The sequence below is a fragment of the Arthrobacter parietis genome, assembly GCF_039530425.1.
Lineage (GTDB): Bacteria > Actinomycetota > Actinomycetes > Actinomycetales > Micrococcaceae > Arthrobacter_D > Arthrobacter_D parietis.
On sequence record NZ_BAAAON010000003.1, the window covers coordinates 422,180 to 439,258 of the forward strand.

At 64.0% G+C, this 17,079-nt stretch carries 16 protein-coding genes; 4 read left to right on the plus strand and 12 right to left on the minus strand.

Features of this window, described 5'->3' with window-relative positions; genetic code table 11:
• Position 1: 1 nt before the first annotated feature.
• Together ABFX19_RS14110 and arfA are read right to left on the minus strand one after the other, a co-directional pair.
• Positions 2 to 1,003: an arabinan endo-1,5-alpha-L-arabinosidase gene (locus tag ABFX19_RS14110; RefSeq protein WP_346028664.1), complete on the minus strand. Its 1,002-nt coding sequence runs from the start codon at positions 1,001 to 1,003 to the stop codon at positions 2 to 4.
• On the minus strand, positions 1,003 to 2,505 hold the full coding sequence (gene arfA / locus ABFX19_RS14115; protein ID WP_346028752.1) for an arabinosylfuranosidase ArfA: 1,503 nt from the start codon (positions 2,503 to 2,505) through the stop codon (positions 1,003 to 1,005). The genes ABFX19_RS14110 and arfA overlap by 1 nt, the downstream gene beginning before the upstream one ends.
• Positions 2,506 to 2,761: 256 nt before the next feature.
• Here arfA and ABFX19_RS14120 point away from each other — a divergent pair, with 256 nt between their 5' ends.
• Entirely contained in the window at positions 2,762 to 3,769 is a 1,008-nt protein-coding gene (locus ABFX19_RS14120; RefSeq protein WP_346028665.1) for a LacI family DNA-binding transcriptional regulator, read from the plus strand.
• 28 nt (positions 3,770 to 3,797) lie between these two features.
• Here the strand turns inward: ABFX19_RS14120 and ABFX19_RS14125 are convergent, their stop codons facing one another.
• From ABFX19_RS14125 to ABFX19_RS14140, 4 genes are all read right to left on the minus strand, one after another.
• Positions 3,798 to 4,805: a nitronate monooxygenase gene (locus ABFX19_RS14125; protein WP_346028666.1), complete on the minus strand. Its 1,008-nt coding sequence runs from the start codon at positions 4,803 to 4,805 to the stop codon at positions 3,798 to 3,800.
• A 39-nt stretch (positions 4,806 to 4,844) separates the two neighbouring features.
• Positions 4,845 to 6,527 carry a thiamine pyrophosphate-binding protein gene (locus ABFX19_RS14130; protein ID WP_346028667.1) on the minus strand — a complete coding sequence of 561 codons (1,683 nt, stop codon included), beginning with the start codon at positions 6,525 to 6,527 and terminating at the stop codon, positions 4,845 to 4,847.
• The gene (gene speB, locus ABFX19_RS14135; RefSeq protein WP_277357064.1) at positions 6,527 to 7,510 is read right to left on the minus strand and encodes an agmatinase; all 984 of its coding nucleotides are present in this window, start codon (positions 7,508 to 7,510) and stop codon (positions 6,527 to 6,529) included. Before speB ends, ABFX19_RS14130 begins: the two co-directional genes overlap by 1 nt.
• 154 nt (positions 7,511 to 7,664) lie before the next feature.
• On the minus strand, positions 7,665 to 8,072 hold the full coding sequence (locus ABFX19_RS14140) for a VOC family protein (protein WP_277357065.1): 408 nt from the start codon (positions 8,070 to 8,072) through the stop codon (positions 7,665 to 7,667).
• Between the two features lie 160 nt (positions 8,073 to 8,232).
• Here ABFX19_RS14140 and ABFX19_RS14145 point away from each other — a divergent pair, with 160 nt between their 5' ends.
• Complete coding sequence (locus tag ABFX19_RS14145) at positions 8,233 to 9,189, plus strand: carbohydrate ABC transporter permease (protein ID WP_277357066.1); 957 nt, start codon at positions 8,233 to 8,235, stop codon at positions 9,187 to 9,189.
• A 2-nt stretch (positions 9,190 to 9,191) separates the two neighbouring features.
• A complete protein-coding gene (locus tag ABFX19_RS14150) occupies positions 9,192 to 10,133 on the plus strand; it encodes a carbohydrate ABC transporter permease (protein ID WP_056550156.1) in 942 nt (313 codons plus the stop codon).
• 85 nt (positions 10,134 to 10,218) lie between these two features.
• Here ABFX19_RS14150 and ABFX19_RS14155 read toward each other — a convergent pair whose 3' ends face one another.
• The 5 genes from ABFX19_RS14155 to ABFX19_RS14175 form a co-directional block, all read right to left on the minus strand.
• Positions 10,219 to 11,598, minus strand: a complete 1,380-nt coding sequence (locus ABFX19_RS14155) for an extracellular solute-binding protein (protein ID WP_277357067.1) — start codon at positions 11,596 to 11,598, stop codon at positions 10,219 to 10,221.
• A 195-nt stretch (positions 11,599 to 11,793) separates the two neighbouring features.
• Positions 11,794 to 12,372 carry a helix-turn-helix domain-containing protein gene (locus ABFX19_RS14160; protein WP_056550151.1) on the minus strand — a complete coding sequence of 193 codons (579 nt, stop codon included), beginning with the start codon at positions 12,370 to 12,372 and terminating at the stop codon, positions 11,794 to 11,796.
• A gap of 130 nt (positions 12,373 to 12,502) precedes the next feature.
• Entirely contained in the window at positions 12,503 to 13,645 is a 1,143-nt protein-coding gene (locus ABFX19_RS14165; RefSeq protein ID WP_277357068.1) for an AI-2E family transporter, read from the minus strand.
• A gap of 70 nt (positions 13,646 to 13,715) precedes the next feature.
• On the minus strand, positions 13,716 to 14,042 hold the full coding sequence (locus ABFX19_RS14170; RefSeq protein WP_346028668.1) for a DUF202 domain-containing protein: 327 nt from the start codon (positions 14,040 to 14,042) through the stop codon (positions 13,716 to 13,718).
• A 1-nt stretch (position 14,043) separates the two neighbouring features.
• Positions 14,044 to 14,430, minus strand: coding sequence for a YidH family protein (locus ABFX19_RS14175; RefSeq protein WP_277357085.1), 387 nt, complete (start codon positions 14,428 to 14,430; stop codon positions 14,044 to 14,046).
• Between the two features lie 242 nt (positions 14,431 to 14,672).
• Here ABFX19_RS14175 and ABFX19_RS14180 point away from each other — a divergent pair, with 242 nt between their 5' ends.
• Positions 14,673 to 15,767 carry a VIT1/CCC1 transporter family protein gene (locus ABFX19_RS14180; protein ID WP_277357070.1) on the plus strand — a complete coding sequence of 365 codons (1,095 nt, stop codon included), beginning with the start codon at positions 14,673 to 14,675 and terminating at the stop codon, positions 15,765 to 15,767.
• Here ABFX19_RS14180 and ABFX19_RS14185 read toward each other — a convergent pair.
• A complete protein-coding gene (locus ABFX19_RS14185; RefSeq protein WP_346028669.1) occupies positions 15,728 to 16,798 on the minus strand; it encodes a DUF808 domain-containing protein in 1,071 nt (356 codons plus the stop codon). The genes ABFX19_RS14180 and ABFX19_RS14185 overlap by 40 nt on opposite strands.
• Between the last annotated feature and the right edge of the window lie 281 nt (positions 16,799 to 17,079).

The window sequence follows — 17,079 nt, forward strand, 5'->3', positions numbered from 1 at the left end:
CCTATTCCCAGCGCGCTGTAGGCCAGCCGTCCTCCCAGTTCAACGGGACCAGGCCGAGCCGGAATGCGCCGTCGAGTGCTTCATCGTAGTAGTGAAAGGCGAGCAGGTCGCCGGAAACGGACTGGCCACCGGGGCCCACACGCGGTCCGTCACTTGCCAACAGGGGCGTGCCGCCGTCGTCGAGCATGGACACACCGTCGCGGTCCACGTAGGGCCCATCGATCTCCGTGGACCGCCCGACCGCCATGTTGTAGGTGCTCTCGAGGCCTTGGCAGCAGAAGTCCTTCGAGACAAACAGGTAGTAGTAGCCGTCGCGCTCAATCAGGTACGGCGCCTCAATGGCATTCGGCGGAGTTCCCCGGTCGGCGATAGTGACCGGCTCGGCGTCCGGGTCCGCAAGGAGCCCCGACGGCCACTCGAGTTCCACAAGCTGCAGGCCACCCCAAAACGAGCCAAAACTCATCCACGGCGTACCGTCAGCATCCTCCACAATGCCGGGGTCAATGGCGTTGAAATTTTCCCCCGCCGACGCAATGACCTCGCCCTGGTCGACCCACTCATAGGCCGGGTCCTCGGGATCAAGAGTGCTGTTCGTCGCCAACCCGATCAGCGAGTCATTGCTCCCGAACGTGGACGCGGAGTAGTAGAGGTACCAGGTGCCGTTGTGCTCGTAGAGCTCCGGTGCCCACAGATTGTCGACGCCGGGAACCGCCTCGGTGAGCCACTCCGGCTTCTCCTGCCACACCTCGCCGGCATATTCCCAGTGCACGCCGTCGTCCGAGCGGCGGACCTGGATATTGCCGTCGGCAACCTGTCCGTCGCCGGTGGAGTAGACGAACCAGTCATCCCCATCGTGTGAGGGACCGGCTACCAGAGCGGGATCGTGCGTGAAATAGTCCCCGCTCAGCTCCCACTCCCCCGACGAGGACGCCGGCGCGGCACAGCCCGCCACCCCAATAGCGAGTGCAAGGGTGGCGGACCAGGCCGCTGCGCGTCGTTTCACTAGCCGAGGGCGATCGCTGACCAGGAAACCGGAGGCAGCGAGACGGTGAGGACACCGTCGTCGAGCACTGCGCCGGACAGCTGCTTCAGGCCCACCCGGAACTGGTCCTCACGCGTGTTCTTGGCGTAAACGTCCTCATCATGCAGGGTGAGAGCTTCAGTGACGACTTCGGCGCCGAGATCCTTCACGTCGACCGACACGTCAATGGTCTCGGTCTGACTGCGGTTGACGAGGAACAGCGCCGACTTCCCGCCGTCGACAGTGGCCACAGCATCGACCAGCGGCGCGTCGCCGTAGACCTTCGTGGAGTACGTGCCGGCGTCGATCTGCGGACGCAACACCTCGCCCTTCGCCAGCCGTGAGGTGACGGAGAACGGGAAGAAGGTGGTCTGGCGCCAGGTGTCGCCGCCCGGCTCGGTCATGATCGGTGCAATGACGTTGACCAGCTGGGCGAGCGACGCCGACGCCACCCGATCATGGTTCTTCAGCAGCGTGATCAGCAGGTTGCCGAAAACCACTGCGTCAGCGACGGAGTACGTGTCTTCGAGCTGGCGCGGGGCTACGCGCCATTCGTCGTTGACCTCATCGGATGCCTGGTGCTCCTCGAGATACCAGATGTTCCACTCGTCGAAGGAGAGCTTGATGGTCTTCTTGCTCTTGAGCTTGTGCTTGACGTGGTCCGCCGTGGCCACCACAGTCTCAATGAAGTACTGCATGTCCAGCGAGGAAGCGAGGTAGGAACCGAGGTCCCCGTTGCGCTCCTGGTAGTACGCGTGGCAGGAAATGTAGTCGACGTAGTCGTAGCTCTGCTCAAGGACCACACGCTCCCACTCACCGAAGGTCGGCATCGAGGAACCGGAGGAACCGCACACCACCAGCTCGAGGTCCTTGTCCGCCGTCTTCATGGCGGAGGCGGTGCGGGCGGCGATCTTCCCGTAGTCCTCGGCGGACATGTGCCCGATCTGCCAGGGCCCGTCCATCTCATTGCCCAGGCACCACATGCGGATGTCGTAGGGTTCCTTGGCGCCGTTGGCGATGCGCTGGTCACTCAGCGCTGTGCCCGAGGGATGGTTGGCGTATTCGAGGAGGTCGAGCGCCGCTTCAATGCCGCGGGTACCAAGGTTGACCGCCATCATCAGCTCAGAGCCGGTCAGCTTGCACCAGCGCGCAAACTCCTCGAGGCCCACCTGGTTGGTCTCGATGGAATGCCAGGCGAGGTCGCGGCGGACGGGGCGCTGGTCGCGGGGGCCCACGCCGTCTTCCCAGCGGTAGCCGGAGACAAAGTTGCCGCCGGGATAGCGGATGGTCGTGGAGCCGAGTTCGCGGACAAGCTCGACGACGTCCATGCGGAAGCCGTCCTCGTTGGCGGTCGGGTGACCGGGTTCGTAGATGCCGTCATACACACAGCGGCCGAGGTGCTCAACGAAGGAGCCGAAGATTCTTGGGCTGACGGGCGCGATTACGGCGGAACGGTCAATGCGGATGGTGGTCGGCGCTTCCATGGGAAGCTCGCCGCTTGCCGCGGAGGTCGTGGCCGCCGTCGAATCGGGCGTGGTGGTGGTGGTCACGGATAAGTTTCCTGCCTGTCAGAACGCACGGGTGCTCGTGTTTTTATGCGGATTACAACGTTGAAAATAATCTCACGCAGCATGTGGGTCGTCAACCGCCCGGCGGCGTGGAATTCCACCAACGCGATATTCTGCCGGTGGGACACCGCGATGTGTCCCACCGGCTCCAACTCGACAAAGGACTCTCCACATGGCGGCGACCCTGCATGATGTGGCCCACGTGGCCGGGGTGTCGTTCAAGACGGTGTCCAACGTCATCAACGACCACCCGAACGTTCGCCCCGCAACACGGGAGCGCGTTCAGAAGGCCATCGCCGAGTTGGGTTACCGGCCCAACCTCACGGCGCGCAGTCTTCGATCCGGCCATACCGGTGCCATCACCCTTGCGGTTCCCCAGCTGCGCCTCCCCTACTTCGCTGAATTGGCCGACGCCGTAATCCGCGCCGCCGAAGCCCGCGGTCTGGTGGTGCTCATCGAGCAGACGAGCGGCGAACGCGACCGTGAACTCGAAGTCCTCAAAAGCCCCAGGCTGCGCATGTCGGACGGGTTGATCTTCAGCCCTCTCGGTCTCGGTGAAGAGGACGCCGCGCTGGTCACCGCCGAAGTGCCAATGGTGTTGCTCGGCGAACGGATCTTCTCCGGCGGCTGCGACCACGTCACCATGCAGAACGTCGAAGGCGCCCGTGCCGCCACCGAACACCTGCTGGATACCGGGAGGCAGCGCATCGCCGTCGTCGGTGCGCATGAGGGCGAGGTCATCGGCTCGGCAGGGCTTCGCCTCAAGGGCTACCGTGAGGCGCTTGAATCGCGCGGAATAGAGTACGACGACGGCCTGGTCGCCTATGTCGGCACGTGGCACCGCGCGAATGGTGCCGAAGCGATGCATGAGCTGCTTGACCGCGGCGTCGAGTTCGATGCGGTGTTCGGCTTCAACGACACCCTGGCACAGGGCGCCATGCGGGTGCTGCAGGAGGCCGGCCGGCGCATCCCCTCCGACGTGGCCGTGATCGGCTTCGACGACCTCGACGAAACCCGCTACTCCATCCCCACCCTGAGCAGCGTCAACCCCGGACGAGAAGAAATTGCCAAGACCGCGATCAAAGTACTCATGGAGCGCATCAAGAACCCGGCGGGCCCGGCGCCTCGCGAGATCCTGACGCAGTTCGAGGTCATTGCACGCGAATCCACGGCCGCCTGACCTCGGGCCCTGTATTGAGACGCTGTGTTCAGGCCAGGGACCGGATGATCTCCGCTGCCGGCCCCGGCCGTACCGAAGCAAACCCGGTCCCCGCCCACAGATGCGCCACATCGGCATTCCCCTGCGCCACCGCGGCCTTGCGGAGCGGCGCCGTCACGTAGTGCAACTGCGGATACCCGGCAGGCGCGTCCTGATGCTCACGAATGAACCGGTTCGTCAGGCCGCGCGCATACCGTCCGGTGTAGGCGCGGGTAAGTGACGTCCCCGCGAATCGACCCTCGCTCAGCGCTGCCCGGTGCAGCGGATTGGTGCCCGCTTCATCCGAGAGCAGCAGCGCGGTACCCACCTGCACCGCATCGGCGCCCGCTGCACGCAAACGCACGACGTCGGCTGGCCCGGACACTCCCCCGCCCGCAGCCAGCGGCACCGCAGTTCTGGACCGAATAGCGGCAAGCACGTTCTCGAGCGGATCCGAAGCCGGTGCCTTCCGCTGATCGAACGTCCCGCGGTGACCGCCGGCGTTCGGCCCCTGAACGGCGAGCGCCCGAGCCCCTGCCGTGACCGCATACTCCGCCTCAACGGGGGTTGTCACGGTGACGATCGGAAGAATCCCCGCGTCGGCCATCCTTCCCAGAACCGCGGCGTCCGGGCAGCCGAAGGTGAAGGACACCGCAGCGGGGCGGAAATCCAGAACGAGAGAGAGCTTTGCGTCCCAGCCGTCGTCGTCGTACCGGGGTTCACCTAACTCAGCTCCAAGCGCGGCAGCCTCCGGGCGCAGGGACTCACGGTAGGCACCGAGGAGCGCCACATCCGGCTGGAAGGCATCCGGCACAAACAGGTTCACCCCGACGGGACCACTGCTCAGCGCGGAAACGCTGCGCAGCTGCGTCTCGAGATCCTCCGGCGCACGGTACCCGGCTGCGAGGAAACCCAGACCGCCGGCATTGCTCACCGCAGCGGCAAGCTCCGGCGTGGTAGGCCCGCCGGCCATCGGCGCTCCGATGATGGGCCTGTCCAGTTCGCGCAGATCAAACACGGCGGGGCCTCCCAGAGTCAGCGGACTTCGCCTCCCAATTCACAGGTGTGTGGGAGCGAAGAGCCTCAGCAGCGTCTCAACAACGACGACGTTGGGACCCTCCGCAGCGAAGCTTGTCTCCAGTGCCTCCCGCACGTCTTCCGGCGCCACGCGGACAGCGGGGACGCCAAAGGATTCGGCCAGCTTTACGAAGTCCGGCCGGGTGAGCTCGGTGGCTGTTGCCTTGCCGAACGCGCCCTCCATATATTCGCGGAGGATGCCGTAGCCGCCGTCGTCGACAATGAGCCAGGTGACCGGCAGATTGTGCTGGCGGGCCGTGGCAAGCTCAGCGATCGAGTACATGGCCGAGCCGTCGCCAGACACGGCAAGCACGCGGTCAGGCAGCCCCTTCGATGCGAGCCCCACCGAGCCGCCAATAGCGCTGGGGAAGCCGTAGCCGAGGCCTCCGGCCCCCTGCGCCGAGTGAAATTCTCCATCCCGGGAATCCCAGCAGCTCCAGGCCCAGTAAGCCGCGATGGTCATGTCCCAGAACGTCTGCATGTCATCGGGCGCGGCCGCCCGGATGTCGGCCATGAAGGTCCGCTCCTTGCCCAGGTCCTGCTCATCGAGGCGGGCCTGCACCTTGGCAAGTGTCTCGGCAACGAGCCTGCGCGGATCATAGTCGCCGGTGCGGCGCCCGGCCGGTTCGAGTGCGTCATCCAGCGCGGTGAGTGCCTGGCCGGCGTCGGCCCGGATGCCGAGGGCAGGACGGTTGGATTCGAGGACCCGGGGTTCGGCATCAATCTGGATGATGCGGCCTCGCGGCTCGAGGCTGAAGTAGTTGGACGTCACCTCACCGAGCGAGGAACCGATCACCAGGAGCACATCGGCGTCTTCGAGCACTTCGGTGACGTAGCGGTCCTCAACCCAGGATTGCAGCGACAACTCGTGGTTCCAGGGGAAGGCGCCGTTGCCGCCGGGCGAGCACAGCACCGGCGCATCCAGCTTCTCTGCGAGCGAGAGCAACTCCTTCTCGGCCTTGCCGCGCCGGGCGCCGCCGCCGGCCACAATCGCTGGGCGCTTAGCGTCCGAGAGCCACTTGACGGCTTCACGGACCAGCTCGATGCGCGGCGGATTATCGAACGGCTCTGCCAGCGCATCCTCCACCTGGGGCACGACGACGGCGTCCAGCAGCACATTCTGCGGAACCTCCACCCACACCGGCCCCTGGGGCGAAGAGACGGCTTCGGTCCACGCGTCCTGAATCGCGGACGGGATGCCGGACGCGTGCTGGATCAGCCGCTGGCTCTTGGTGACGTTGGCGGCCGAGGCCTTCTGGTCATCGAGCTGGTGCAGCATGCCCTTCCGGCGGGCGCCCAGGCCCTCAAGCGGGATCTGGCTTGCAATGACGACCATCGGCACTCCCGTGGCGTATGCCTCCTGCAGCCCGGCCAAAGAGGTCAATGCGCCGGGTCCGGTCGAGAGGAAGAGCACTCCCACTTCACCGGTGGCACGGGAGAACCCGTCGGCGGCAAATGCGGAGTTGTTTTCCACCCGGGAAGAGACGAACTGCAGATTGGAACGGGACAACGCATCGAACAGGCCCAGCGCGTGCTGGCCCGGGATGCCGAAGACGGTGGAGGCGCCCAGCGCGCTCAGCGTCTCGACAACCAGGTCACCGCCGTTGCGCTGGCCCGTGACCGGCTGTGGGGGAACTGTTGCATCACTGTCAACGGACTGCATCAGCCGTCCTTTCGCGTGGAGATTTCGTCGGCCATCAGACTCACCAGATCGTAGGCGACATGCGACGCCGCCACACCGGTGATCTCTGCGTGATCGTACGCGGGAGCAACTTCGACGACGTCGGCGCCCACCAGATTCATCCCGCGCAGGCCGCGCAGGATCTCGAGCAGCTCACGGCTGGTGATCCCGCCGGCTTCGGGGGTGCCGGTGCCCGGCGCGTGTGCCGGATCCAGCACGTCGATGTCGATCGACACGTAGAGGGGCCGGTTCCCGATCCGGTCTCGGAGCTTGGCGACGGTTTCGTCAACACCCTGGCGGAACACATCGGAGGAGGTCACAATGCCGAAGCCGAAGCGCCGGTCATCCTCCAGGTCCTTCACTCCGTACAGCGGCCCGCGGGTGCCGACGTGGGAGATGGCCTCAGTGTCCAGGATCCCTTCCTCCACAGCGCGGCGGAAGGGTGTTCCGTGCGTGTACTCGGCACCGAAGTAGGTGTCCCAGGTGTCCAGGTGGGCATCGAAGTGCAGCAGCGCAACCGGCTCACCAGCGCGTTCGGAGGCCGCGCGCAGCAACGGCAGTGCGATGGTGTGGTCACCACCGAGCGTGACCAGGCGGGCGCCGTCGTGCGTGAGGTCCAGCGCGTTCTGCTGGATGGTCTCAATGGCCTCGTTGATGTTGAAGGGATTCACGGCCATGTCACCGGCGTCAGCGACCTGCACTCGCTCGAAGGGCGAGATATCCATCGCCGGGTTGTAGGGGCGCAGCAGCCGCGAGGCCTCGCGGACATGGTTGGCGCCGAACCGCGCGCCCGGCCGGTAGGAGACACCGGAGTCGAACGGCACACCGACAACGGTGATGTCGGTCTTCTCCACCTGGTCGATCCGCGGCAGCCGCGCGAACGTGGCCGCTCCGGCGTACCGCGGAATGCGAGCCGAATCGATCGGCCCAAGGTTGCCGCCTGCCGTGACGCGCAGCTCTTCCATGTACATCTCCTTAGTCCCCGTGACGTCCGCTCGTACTCCGGACGCAGTTGCCCTATAGGCATCAACTGTTTCTCGTAAGGCTAATTGTGGTACGCGTCTCAGTCAAGGTCGCGGGTCAGTTCATGCCGGTCGGCATGAAGGAGAGCGGAAACAGTCAGGAACGCGGAATCAGCGGCTTGTCGGCGCGTGCCTTGATCTGCTGCACAGCCCAGGAATTGCCGTCCGGGTCATCAAATCCAAAGAAAGTGCCGCCGTCGCGCTCGTCAAAGACGGTGACGTCGCCGACCTCGGCACCGCGACCAATCAGCTCCTCGCGCGCTGCTTTGACGTCGGAGACGACCAGTTGAAGGCCCTTCAGGCTGCCGGGCTGCATAGCGCTCATGCCCGGCCCGTTGCCGAACACGATGGAACAACCGGAACCGGGCGGGGTGAACTGGGTGAAATGCACGCCGCCGGAGTCGGTCTCGAAATCCTGCACGAATCCAAGTTTGTCGCGGTAAAACCCGATCGAGCGCGCGATGTCACTCACCGGCACCACAATGACTTCCAGTGTCCAGTCCATTGACAGCTCCTGACCTTGAGAGGGACGGCTCACGCTATCGGACCGCCTCCGGCACGTATAGCCCATCGCTTCTCGAATGGGAAGATTTGCGCCGTAAACAAAGCTTGCTTATGGCTTACTCTGTTGAGAAGCGACTCTGCCGACAGCAAGGAGGTGCAGCATGGCCACAGCGGTTGACTCCCCCCGGAAGCGACGGCTTCGGCGTCCCCGCTGGATCAAGGAACCCTTCAACAGGGAGGCGAGGGCAGGGTATCTGTTCATCCTTCCCTGGGTGGTTGGGTTCCTCGTGTTCACGCTCGGAGCCATGGTGTACAGCCTCGTCATCTCCTTCACGAATTACGACCTCTCCACCGACACCGCCACGCCTGTGGGCTTCAGCAACTACGAACTGCTGTTCAAAGATCCCAAGGTGATGACGTCCCTGGGCAACACGCTGTATTACGCCGTACTGTCAGTGCCGCTCGAGATCTGCTTCGCCCTACTCCTGGCCTATCTGCTGCACCGCATTCCCGAACGGGGGGCCGGCGTCTTCCGCATCATCTACTACCTGCCGAAGATGACGCCATCTGTCGCTGCCGCGTCCATCTTCCTCCTGCTCCTCAACGGGAACTCCGGAGCGATCAACGGCTTCCTGGGCATCTTCGGAATCGACGGTCCGCAGTGGCTGATTGACCCCGACTGGATGAAGCCGTCCATCATCATCATTGGCCTGTGGAGCGTCAGCGGCACCATGCTGATCCTCCTTGCGGCGCTGAAGAATGTCCCGCAGGACCTGTACGAGGCAGCGTCCCTCGACGGCGCAGGGGCCATCCGGCAGTTCTTCTCCGTCACCCTGCCGATGATCTCCAACGCCCTGTTTTTCTGCACCATCGTGCTGACCATCGCCGCGCTCCAGGTCTTCGACCAGGCGTTCCTGCTCTTCTACAGGGACACGACAAGCGCAGCACCCGACGCCGCACTCTTTGTCGGTGTCTACCTGTTCCAGCAGGCTTTCCAGCAGTTCAACATGGGTTTCGCTGCGGCCATCGCCTGGCTGCTGTTCGTCATCATCCTCCTGATCACGGTCTTCCAGGTCCGCTTCGGAAACAAGTTCGTCTACTACGAGGGGGGCCGGTAACCATGGCGTCAGTTCTCAAGTCGCAACCGCAGGCTGCCGCTGAGTCGGATCCGCGGGACAAGTCCGCCGCAACCCCCACGCAGCGCTTCCCCTGGTACAAGCCGCGCAGCATCATTGGCCGGGTCGTCCTCTGGGCGCTTCTCCTGGGATTTTCCGTGCTGTTCCTGTACCCGTTCGCGTGGCTGCTGGCGGCAACGTTCAAGCCACGCCAGGACGTCTTCGACAACAGGCTCATCCCGGAAACCTGGGTCTTCACCAACTACGTTGAGGTGTGGGACCAGCTGCCGCTCCTCGCCTGGATCTCCAACAGCCTGATCATCGCCCTGCTGGCAGCCGGGCTGGTGACCTTCTCGAGCTCTCTGGTGGCCTTCGGCTTTGCCTACTTCCGTTTCCCGTTCCGCAACCTGCTGTTCGGCCTCGTGCTTGGAACCATGATGCTGCCCGGAGCAGTGACCATGATCCCGGTCTACCTGATCTGGAAGGAACTCGGCTTCCTCGGCACAACGGTGCCGCTGTGGGGAGCCAATCTCTTCGGCTCAGCGTTTTACATCTTTCTGCAGCGCCAGTTCTTCCTTGGCCTGCCCCGGGATATCTTCGAAGCCGCCCGCATCGACGGGTGCAGCTACTTCGGATTGTTCCGGCGGATCGCCATGCCGCTGTCCATCCCGTCCTTCATCATCGTGTTCATCTTTGAGTTCCAGGCGAGCTGGAACAACCTGCAGGCGCCGCTGATCTACCTGAACTTCGGCAGCCCGGACCAGTACACGGTGCCGCTCGGCATTTCCTACGCGATGTCGCTGTTCAGCCCGACCTCCGGCGGTGAGGCCGACTACCAGTACGTGATGACAGCGGCCCTGCTGGTAACGCTGCCCATGCTGATCCTGTTCGCTTTCGGTCAGCGGTACTTCATCGAGGGCCTGGCGGGACAGGGCCGCAAGGGCTGACCCACCACCGGGGCGCAACGCAAAGAGAGGGGAGCCAGCCTTGCGGCCGGCTCCCCTCTTTACGTCTTAACAACGACGGCGGCGCCTACTGTGCGCCGGCGGTCGCCTGTTCGTATACCAGCATTGCGGCGGCCTGCGCATCGCCCAGTGCTTCCTCAATGGTCTTGTCACCGGACATCGCGGGAGCCATGGCGTTCTGCAGTTCGGTCTGAATCTCAAGGCCAGCCGGCGATGAACCGAGCGGAACACCGTTCTCGAGCGCCTGGTAATAGGAGTCGATCAGCTGGTCGAAACCCTCGTTACCGGTCGGCTCCAGGTACTCTTCCTTGATCAGCTGGTCTGCGGTCTGCGAACCGGTGAAGATTCCGGTGAAGATCCCGCCCTCCTCCATACCCGAAACGCGCGCCTCGGCTGCTGCCATCCAGGCTTCATCGGAGGTGTTGGTGACGGCCCACTTACAGGCTGCCGCCTTGTTCTTGGCACCCGTCGGGATCACGTAGGACTGCCCGCCGGCAACGGCGATGGCCTCACCGTCCTGGTTCCGCAGCGGAACACCGGAAATCTCGAGCTTGTCCGCATAATCAGCGAGGACGTTGGGGTACCACTGGGCGTACAGTCCTGCGCCAACCTGGTCAGCAACGAACTGGTTGTTCTCGCCGAAGAAGTCCCAGGTCTGGCCGAAGCTGTAGGCGGTCTCATAACCACCCTGGGCGTCGTAGATCTCCTTCAGCCAGGTGAGCGCTTCGATATTCGCGGGGTCGTCGAGGGTGGGTTTACCTGTCTCGTCCATGATCTGCCCACCGAACGCGGCGAACCAGATCGGAGCCTGTGACGGCATTTGAGGATCGAAGCCAAGACGGGTGGGGTTTTCACCATCGGACTCGTACATTTTCTCTGCAGCGGCGAGAACGGCATCAGGATTCGAGGTGTCGAGGTCCTCAGCCGTGACACCGGCCTCGTCCATGACGCGGGTGTTGGTGATGATTGACCAGGGCTGCCAGAACTGGGGAATGCCATACACCTTCCCGTCATAGGTAACGTCCTGCAGCACCGCAGGGTAGTAGTGCTCCTCAGCGTTGACATCATGCGTAGTGAAGCATTCATCAACCGGCTCGATCAGCCCCTTGGCCGCATAGGTTGCCACGTACTGGCGGTCCATCACCACAAGGTCCGGCAGTGTTCCGCTCGCGGCCTGCGCAGCAAACCGTTGGGGATCGAAGTTGCTCTCGTTGATCTCGACGGTCACGCCGTCCTCCTCCAGGGCGGCGGTAGCAAGGTCCGCACGGGACGTTGCCACCTCATCCCCCAGAGTGAAGCCGCCCGTCGTCATGGTGCCGGAGAGTTCTGCCCCGTAATCTGCGGCCTCGCCGCCATCGGCAGTCCCGCCGCCTCCGCCGCCACATGCCGTGGCGGTCAACGCAACAGCCGCAACCACCGCAAACCCTGCTGTCCGAGAAGTTTTCATCGCTCCAGTCCCTTCACAAGCTAGCGCGCCGGGCACCGGCGCGGCGTCGTCGAGGCATCGAGGCGAACAACCGGTACGAGCCGGCCTGCCGCGATGAGTGACCACAACAGTCGCCGATCCTGTATAGACCGGCGTCGTTCGATCAGTATTCCATAAGCTCGCTTGGTATCCCGGTAACAATTGGGACAGGAAAAATCAGCTTCTTGACGCCGCTGGGACCAGGGTCCATAGCACCACCGCTTCCTCGTCAGAGGGGTTCACCCAGGTGTGCGGTTCCCGCCCCGGGAAGGTGATGGTGTCACCCGCTTCCATCGCGTACCGGTCGTTGGAGAAAATCAGTTCGAACCGACCGGCCACAATATGCAGGGTCTCCACTTCGCAGTCCACCGAGTACAAATCCGACTCGCCTTTGCCATTGGGTGCAACAACAGCCCGAATCATCTGAAGGCGCTGCTCCGAACGCGCTGTCATGAGCCGCTCGTTGATGCCTTCACCACCGAGACTGATCTTCGGTGCTTCACTCAGCCGGGTGAGATGCGTTTCCGGGACGGTGAAGAGGTCCCCGATGGAGATGGACAAAACCTGGCACAGCGTCACGAGAGAAGCGACCGACGGCGACGTCAGGTCCCGCTCCACCCTGCTGAGGAAGCCTTTGGTCAGCCCGGTGGAGTCTGCCACCTGTTCGATCGTCATGCGCTGGGCCTGCCGCGCTGACCTGATCCGCGAACCAATCGCGACCGGCGCGTTGCTCGGTTCTACTGGGAGAGCCTTCACTGTGGTTCCTTCCGGGGCTGCTGGTTTACGAGCATACAGACGCTGTCCGCTCCCCAGTACAAAAACTGCCCGCAGGTGCAGGGCTGCCGTTTCGAACCGGCGGCCCTGCACCCGCGGGCAGTTTCTGTGTTTACGGTTCCTGCGCAGGCACCGCCCCCGCGCCGTCCGGATCGGATTTCGCAGGCACAGCAGCCGGCTCCGGCTCATCCTCCTCGTTCCATGCCTTGATCGCCGCCCACGTAACTGCGGCCACCGGTACGGCAAGAATCGCGCCGACGATGCCGGCCAGGATGGTCCCCGCGGTCAACGCCAGCAGGATCACGAGTGCGTGGATGTTCAGCGAGCGCCCCATGACAACCGGCTGCAGGAAGTTGCCTTCCAGCTGGTTCACAACGACGACGGCGAGAATCACCATCAGCGCAACGAACGGCCCGTTGGCCACCAGTGCAACCAGCGCGGCGAGGACTCCCGCAACGGTTGCGCCGACGAGTGGAACGAATGAGCCGATGAACACGATCACGGCCAGCGGGATGGCCAGCGGCACACCCAGAATCAGCAGGGCGATGCCGATGAACACCGAGTCCACGGTGGCGATAATGGCCGTTCCCCGAACGTAGCCGCCCAGCACGTCCAGGCTCCTGTGCCCAACGCGCTGCGCACGGTGCAACCGTTCCCCGCGGAAAGGCCGCAGCATGAAGGCCCAGATCTTGTCCCCGTCCTTCAGGAAGAAGAACAGGATCACCAGCATGAGGAGCGCTCCCGTGAGAAAGCTGCCGGCTGCGCTGAGCCCGGTCAGCGCAGTACTACCCACGGTCGAGCTCGTGGCGAAGTCGATCAGCGATTGCCGGGCGCTTTCGATTTGCTCCTGGTCAATCGGGATGGGACCGGTCTGAATGAAGTCGTAGACCTGCTGGAAACCCTCGTTGGCCTGCTGGATCAGCTCGTCGAGCTGGCTGCGTACCGCGAACACGATCCCGGTGATCACACCGCCGAGCACCACCAGCAGCAGCAGGAAGGAGGTGGCAGTTGCCAGCGCGCTCGGCCAGCCGCGGCGTCGCAGCATGTTGACCAGAGGGCTGATGGCTGCGGCGAGGATCAGCGCGAGCAGCAGCGGAATGACCACGAGCCGCACCTGGATCAGACCGTAGATCGATACCACCAGCAACGTCAGGAGCAGGAGCAGCTGCGCACTGCGGAGGCTCACCCTTCCGAGGCCGTCCCTCCATGGGTTCGGCTGGTTGCGTGCTGCATTGGTGTCGCGTCTGTACTCCACGGCGCTTCTTCCTGGTATGAGAGGGCATGCTGAAATCAGGCGGGTTCGCTACTACCCTACGTGCAGCCTGTTACAGCGGCAGGAACAGCACGGTGTAGATTCCGAGCGCGCCTACCGCGAACACCGCCAGCGAGGTAGACATCACCGCCACAACATCCGCGTCCACCCGTCCCCGCGAAATCCCTGCGACGCTCCGCGCATACCTGCGGCGCTGGCTCACATAAATGCCGAGCGCCGCCGCCAGTGCCGCAGCCACAAGCGTTCCAGCGAACCAGCCGTAGGTTGGCACCCACCGCAGGAACAGGAGACTGGAGCCGACCAGCGCCGTCATTGTCCTACCCCAGGCCAGTGATGTCCGCTCCGGCTGAAGGCCGGAGTCCCGGACCAGCGAAATCACTTCAACTGCTCCGCATCAGCACGAAAACAACGACGACGGCGGCAACTACCGACCCTCCCAACGCCAGCAGCGGCGCCAGGAAAGGAAGCGGCAAAGGCGTGCCGTGCCGCATCGCACGCTCAACATTGAGCCAGCGAAAACACGCCAGCGAAGAGATGATCATCGCAAGCAGGAGCAGCAGGACGGCCAGGGCGGTCCGCAGCTGCGGCTCGAAGATCGCGGTGGTGAACGCCTCCACGGCGATCCCGCCGGCCATCAGCGCCAGTGAGGTGCGGATCCACGCAAGGAACGTACGTTCGTTCGCAAGCGTAAACCTCGGGTCCGGCTCGGCACCTCCGCGCAGGAGGCGGCGGGCGAGACCGCGCCGAGCGCCGTCGTCGTCGTTCATTGCGGTATCCACCGCCTCATCCTAACCAGTGCCGGCTTCAGGACCCGTTGCGGGTACCATGGATGTTTGCGAAGGGGAGTAGTTCCGGAGTGCAATGCGCTCCGCGGCCTGTCGACATACTGGTGATCAGCGATGATGCCCGGCAGTCCACCGCATCAGCGGCGAACGAGACCTTCGGCCATGCATTCGTTAATGGCCGGAGCTCCTCAACAGCCCTGGCCGGAGAAAATCAGGAGCCGGCTGTGAGCCCCGAGGTAACCCGAACACCCGCCGAGATCAAACGTTGGCGGCAGTATCTCGCCGACGAACGGGCAGAGGCTGCAACCTACCGCTACCTTGCCCGCAAGCGCGGCGGCGAGGAGAAGGAAATCCTCCTCGCTCTCGCCCAGGCTGAGGGACGACACGAACAGCACTGGCTCACCCTGCTGGGGAACGACGCCGGCAAACCGTTGCGTCCGTCGCTGCGGAACCGGATTCTCGGCTTCCTTGCCCGGCGCTTCGGCTCCGTGTTTGTGCTGGCCCTGGCCCAGCGTGCCGAGGGCCGCTCCCCCTACGCTGCGGACCCTTCCGCGACCAGCGCAATGGCTGCGGACGAGCAGATCCACGAGGAGGTTGTGCGGGGCCTCGCAACGCGTGGACGCAATCGGCTTTCCGGCAACTTCCGTGCCGCGGTCTTCGGTGCGAATGACGGCCTGGTGAGCAACCTGGCTCTTGTCATGGGTATCGGCGCAACAGGAGTCTCGAGCGCGTTCGTGCTGTTCAGCGGTCTCGCGGGCCTGCTCGCCGGCGCGCTGTCCATGGGCGCCGGCGAATACGTGTCGGTGCGGTCGCAGCGGGAGCTTCTGACAGCGTCACGTCCCACGCAGGTCACCCTGACGGCAGCCAAAGAGCTCGATATCGACGCCAACGAACTCGTGCTGGTCTACCGCGCACGCGGCATGTCCCCTGAGGCAGCAGAACATCGTGCAGCCGAACGCCTGGGGCAGTTCAGCTGTGACTGCGATCCGAGTTTCTCGCTCCAGCCCGAGCGTCAGGAACGGCAGGACGACCACGAGAGCGTGGGGACAGCGATGGGAGCGGCGGCCGCGAGTTTCTGCTTCTTTGCCTCCGGGGCAGTGATCCCCGTTCTTCCGTACATTTTCGGGCTCACCGGAATCACGGCTGTGATTGTTGCCTGCGCCCTGGTGGGGCTGGCGCTATTGGCGACAGGCGCCGTCGTCGGTTTGCTTTCCGGCGCCTCTCCGCTCAGGCGGGCACTGCGTCAGCTCGCCATCGGGCTGGGAGCGGCCGCAGCGACCTACGTTCTGGGGTTGGTGTTCGGCGTCTCTGTTGCCTGAGCGGAAGTTGCCTGAGCGGAATCGGCGTTGTGTTTCTTCGGCCGATAGCCCGAGACTGCTGCGCGTACGTCGCCCTCCTCGTGCCCGCCTTTGCCCTTGCCGAACGGCAATGCCTTCAGCAGCGGGTGCACGATGGCCATGACGGCGAGGCCCCAGGCAAGTCCGACGATTGCCGACAACAACGTGTTCACGAGCCAGGCCAGCAGTCCACCCACCACTGCAATACCCGCAAACGGTTCTTCCAGGGAGTGGATGAGGTCGTACGGCGGGTGCCATCCAAGGTCATGGACGCCCTGCACCATGATGTGGCCACCTACCCAGAGCATGGCGATGGTGCCGATGAAGGTAATCGCGGCCAGCACCGCGGGCATTCCCTTGACGAGCAGCTCACCGAACCGCTTGGAGCCTGCAGAGTCTTTGGTTGTCAGGTGCAGCCCGATGTCGTCCATCTTGACGATCAGACCAACGGCTCCGTAAACGAGCACGGTGATCGCGATAGCCACGACAACCAGGATGAGCGCACGGGACCAGATGGACTCGGCGGCCACCTCGTTCATCGAGATGACCATGATTTCGCAGGACAGGATGAAGTCGGTGGTGATCGCACCCTTGATGACCTTGGCTTCTGCCTCGGGGCCTCGCTCCACCGCTGGCGACTTCTTCGCATCGTGTTGGCCGCGGAGCTTGTGCCAAACCTTCTCGGCGCCCTCAAAGCAGAGGTAGGTGCCGCCCAGCATCAGGATGTAGGGGATGATGCCCGGGACGAAGGCACTGACGAGGAGCAACGCCGGCAAAATGATCAACAGCTTGTTGCGTAGCGAGCCCCAAAAAATGCGCTTGATCATTGGCAGTTCGCGGGACGGATCAGCCCCGGAAACGTACTGCGGGGTGACTGCAGCATCGTCAATCACAACGCCGGCCGCCTTTACGCCGGCTCTTGCGGCTCCGGCTGCAACGTCATCCACCGAGGCGGCCGCTATGCGGGCAATGGCTGCGACGTCATCCAGCAGGGCTACCAGACCGCCGCTCACAGAGTGCCCCTGTGATTCTCGAACGCGGACGGCTGACCGTGGAGGCCTCGGTCGAGGCGCTGTGAAGACATGCTCCGAGTATATTCTGATGTCCCGGTCACCGCCCCGGGGACGGACCCGTGCTGATTGTTTGTCATGGTGACTTGTTTGTCATGGTGACGCAGCACCGGAACGGGCGGGTGTCCGATGCCGTTTTCCTTCGTGGCTCGCGCATGAAATCCTTATGAACAATGGATATACGACTGGGCACCCGTGAACCGGACCACGATCGAGGGTGTTCA

What these genes read in the sequence shown, in the direction of transcription:
- arfA (WP_346028752.1), bottom strand. Translation starts at nt 2,505, where the DNA reads ATGGAAGCGCCGACCACCATCCGCATTGACCGTTCCGCCGTAATCGCG.
- ABFX19_RS14120 (WP_346028665.1), top strand. Translation starts at nt 2,762, where the DNA reads ATGGCGGCGACCCTGCATGATGTGGCCCACGTGGCCGGGGTGTCGTTC.
- ABFX19_RS14130 (WP_346028667.1), bottom strand. Translation starts at nt 6,527, where the DNA reads ATGCAGTCCGTTGACAGTGATGCAACAGTTCCCCCACAGCCGGTCACG.
- speB (WP_277357064.1), bottom strand. Translation starts at nt 7,510, where the DNA reads ATGGAAGAGCTGCGCGTCACGGCAGGCGGCAACCTTGGGCCGATCGAT.
- ABFX19_RS14140 (WP_277357065.1), bottom strand. Translation starts at nt 8,072, where the DNA reads ATGGACTGGACACTGGAAGTCATTGTGGTGCCGGTGAGTGACATCGCG.
- ABFX19_RS14145 (WP_277357066.1), top strand. Translation starts at nt 8,233, where the DNA reads ATGGCCACAGCGGTTGACTCCCCCCGGAAGCGACGGCTTCGGCGTCCC.
- ABFX19_RS14150 (WP_056550156.1), top strand. Translation starts at nt 9,192, where the DNA reads ATGGCGTCAGTTCTCAAGTCGCAACCGCAGGCTGCCGCTGAGTCGGAT.
- ABFX19_RS14155 (WP_277357067.1), bottom strand. Translation starts at nt 11,598, where the DNA reads ATGAAAACTTCTCGGACAGCAGGGTTTGCGGTGGTTGCGGCTGTTGCG.
- ABFX19_RS14175 (WP_277357085.1), bottom strand. Translation starts at nt 14,430, where the DNA reads ATGAACGACGACGACGGCGCTCGGCGCGGTCTCGCCCGCCGCCTCCTG.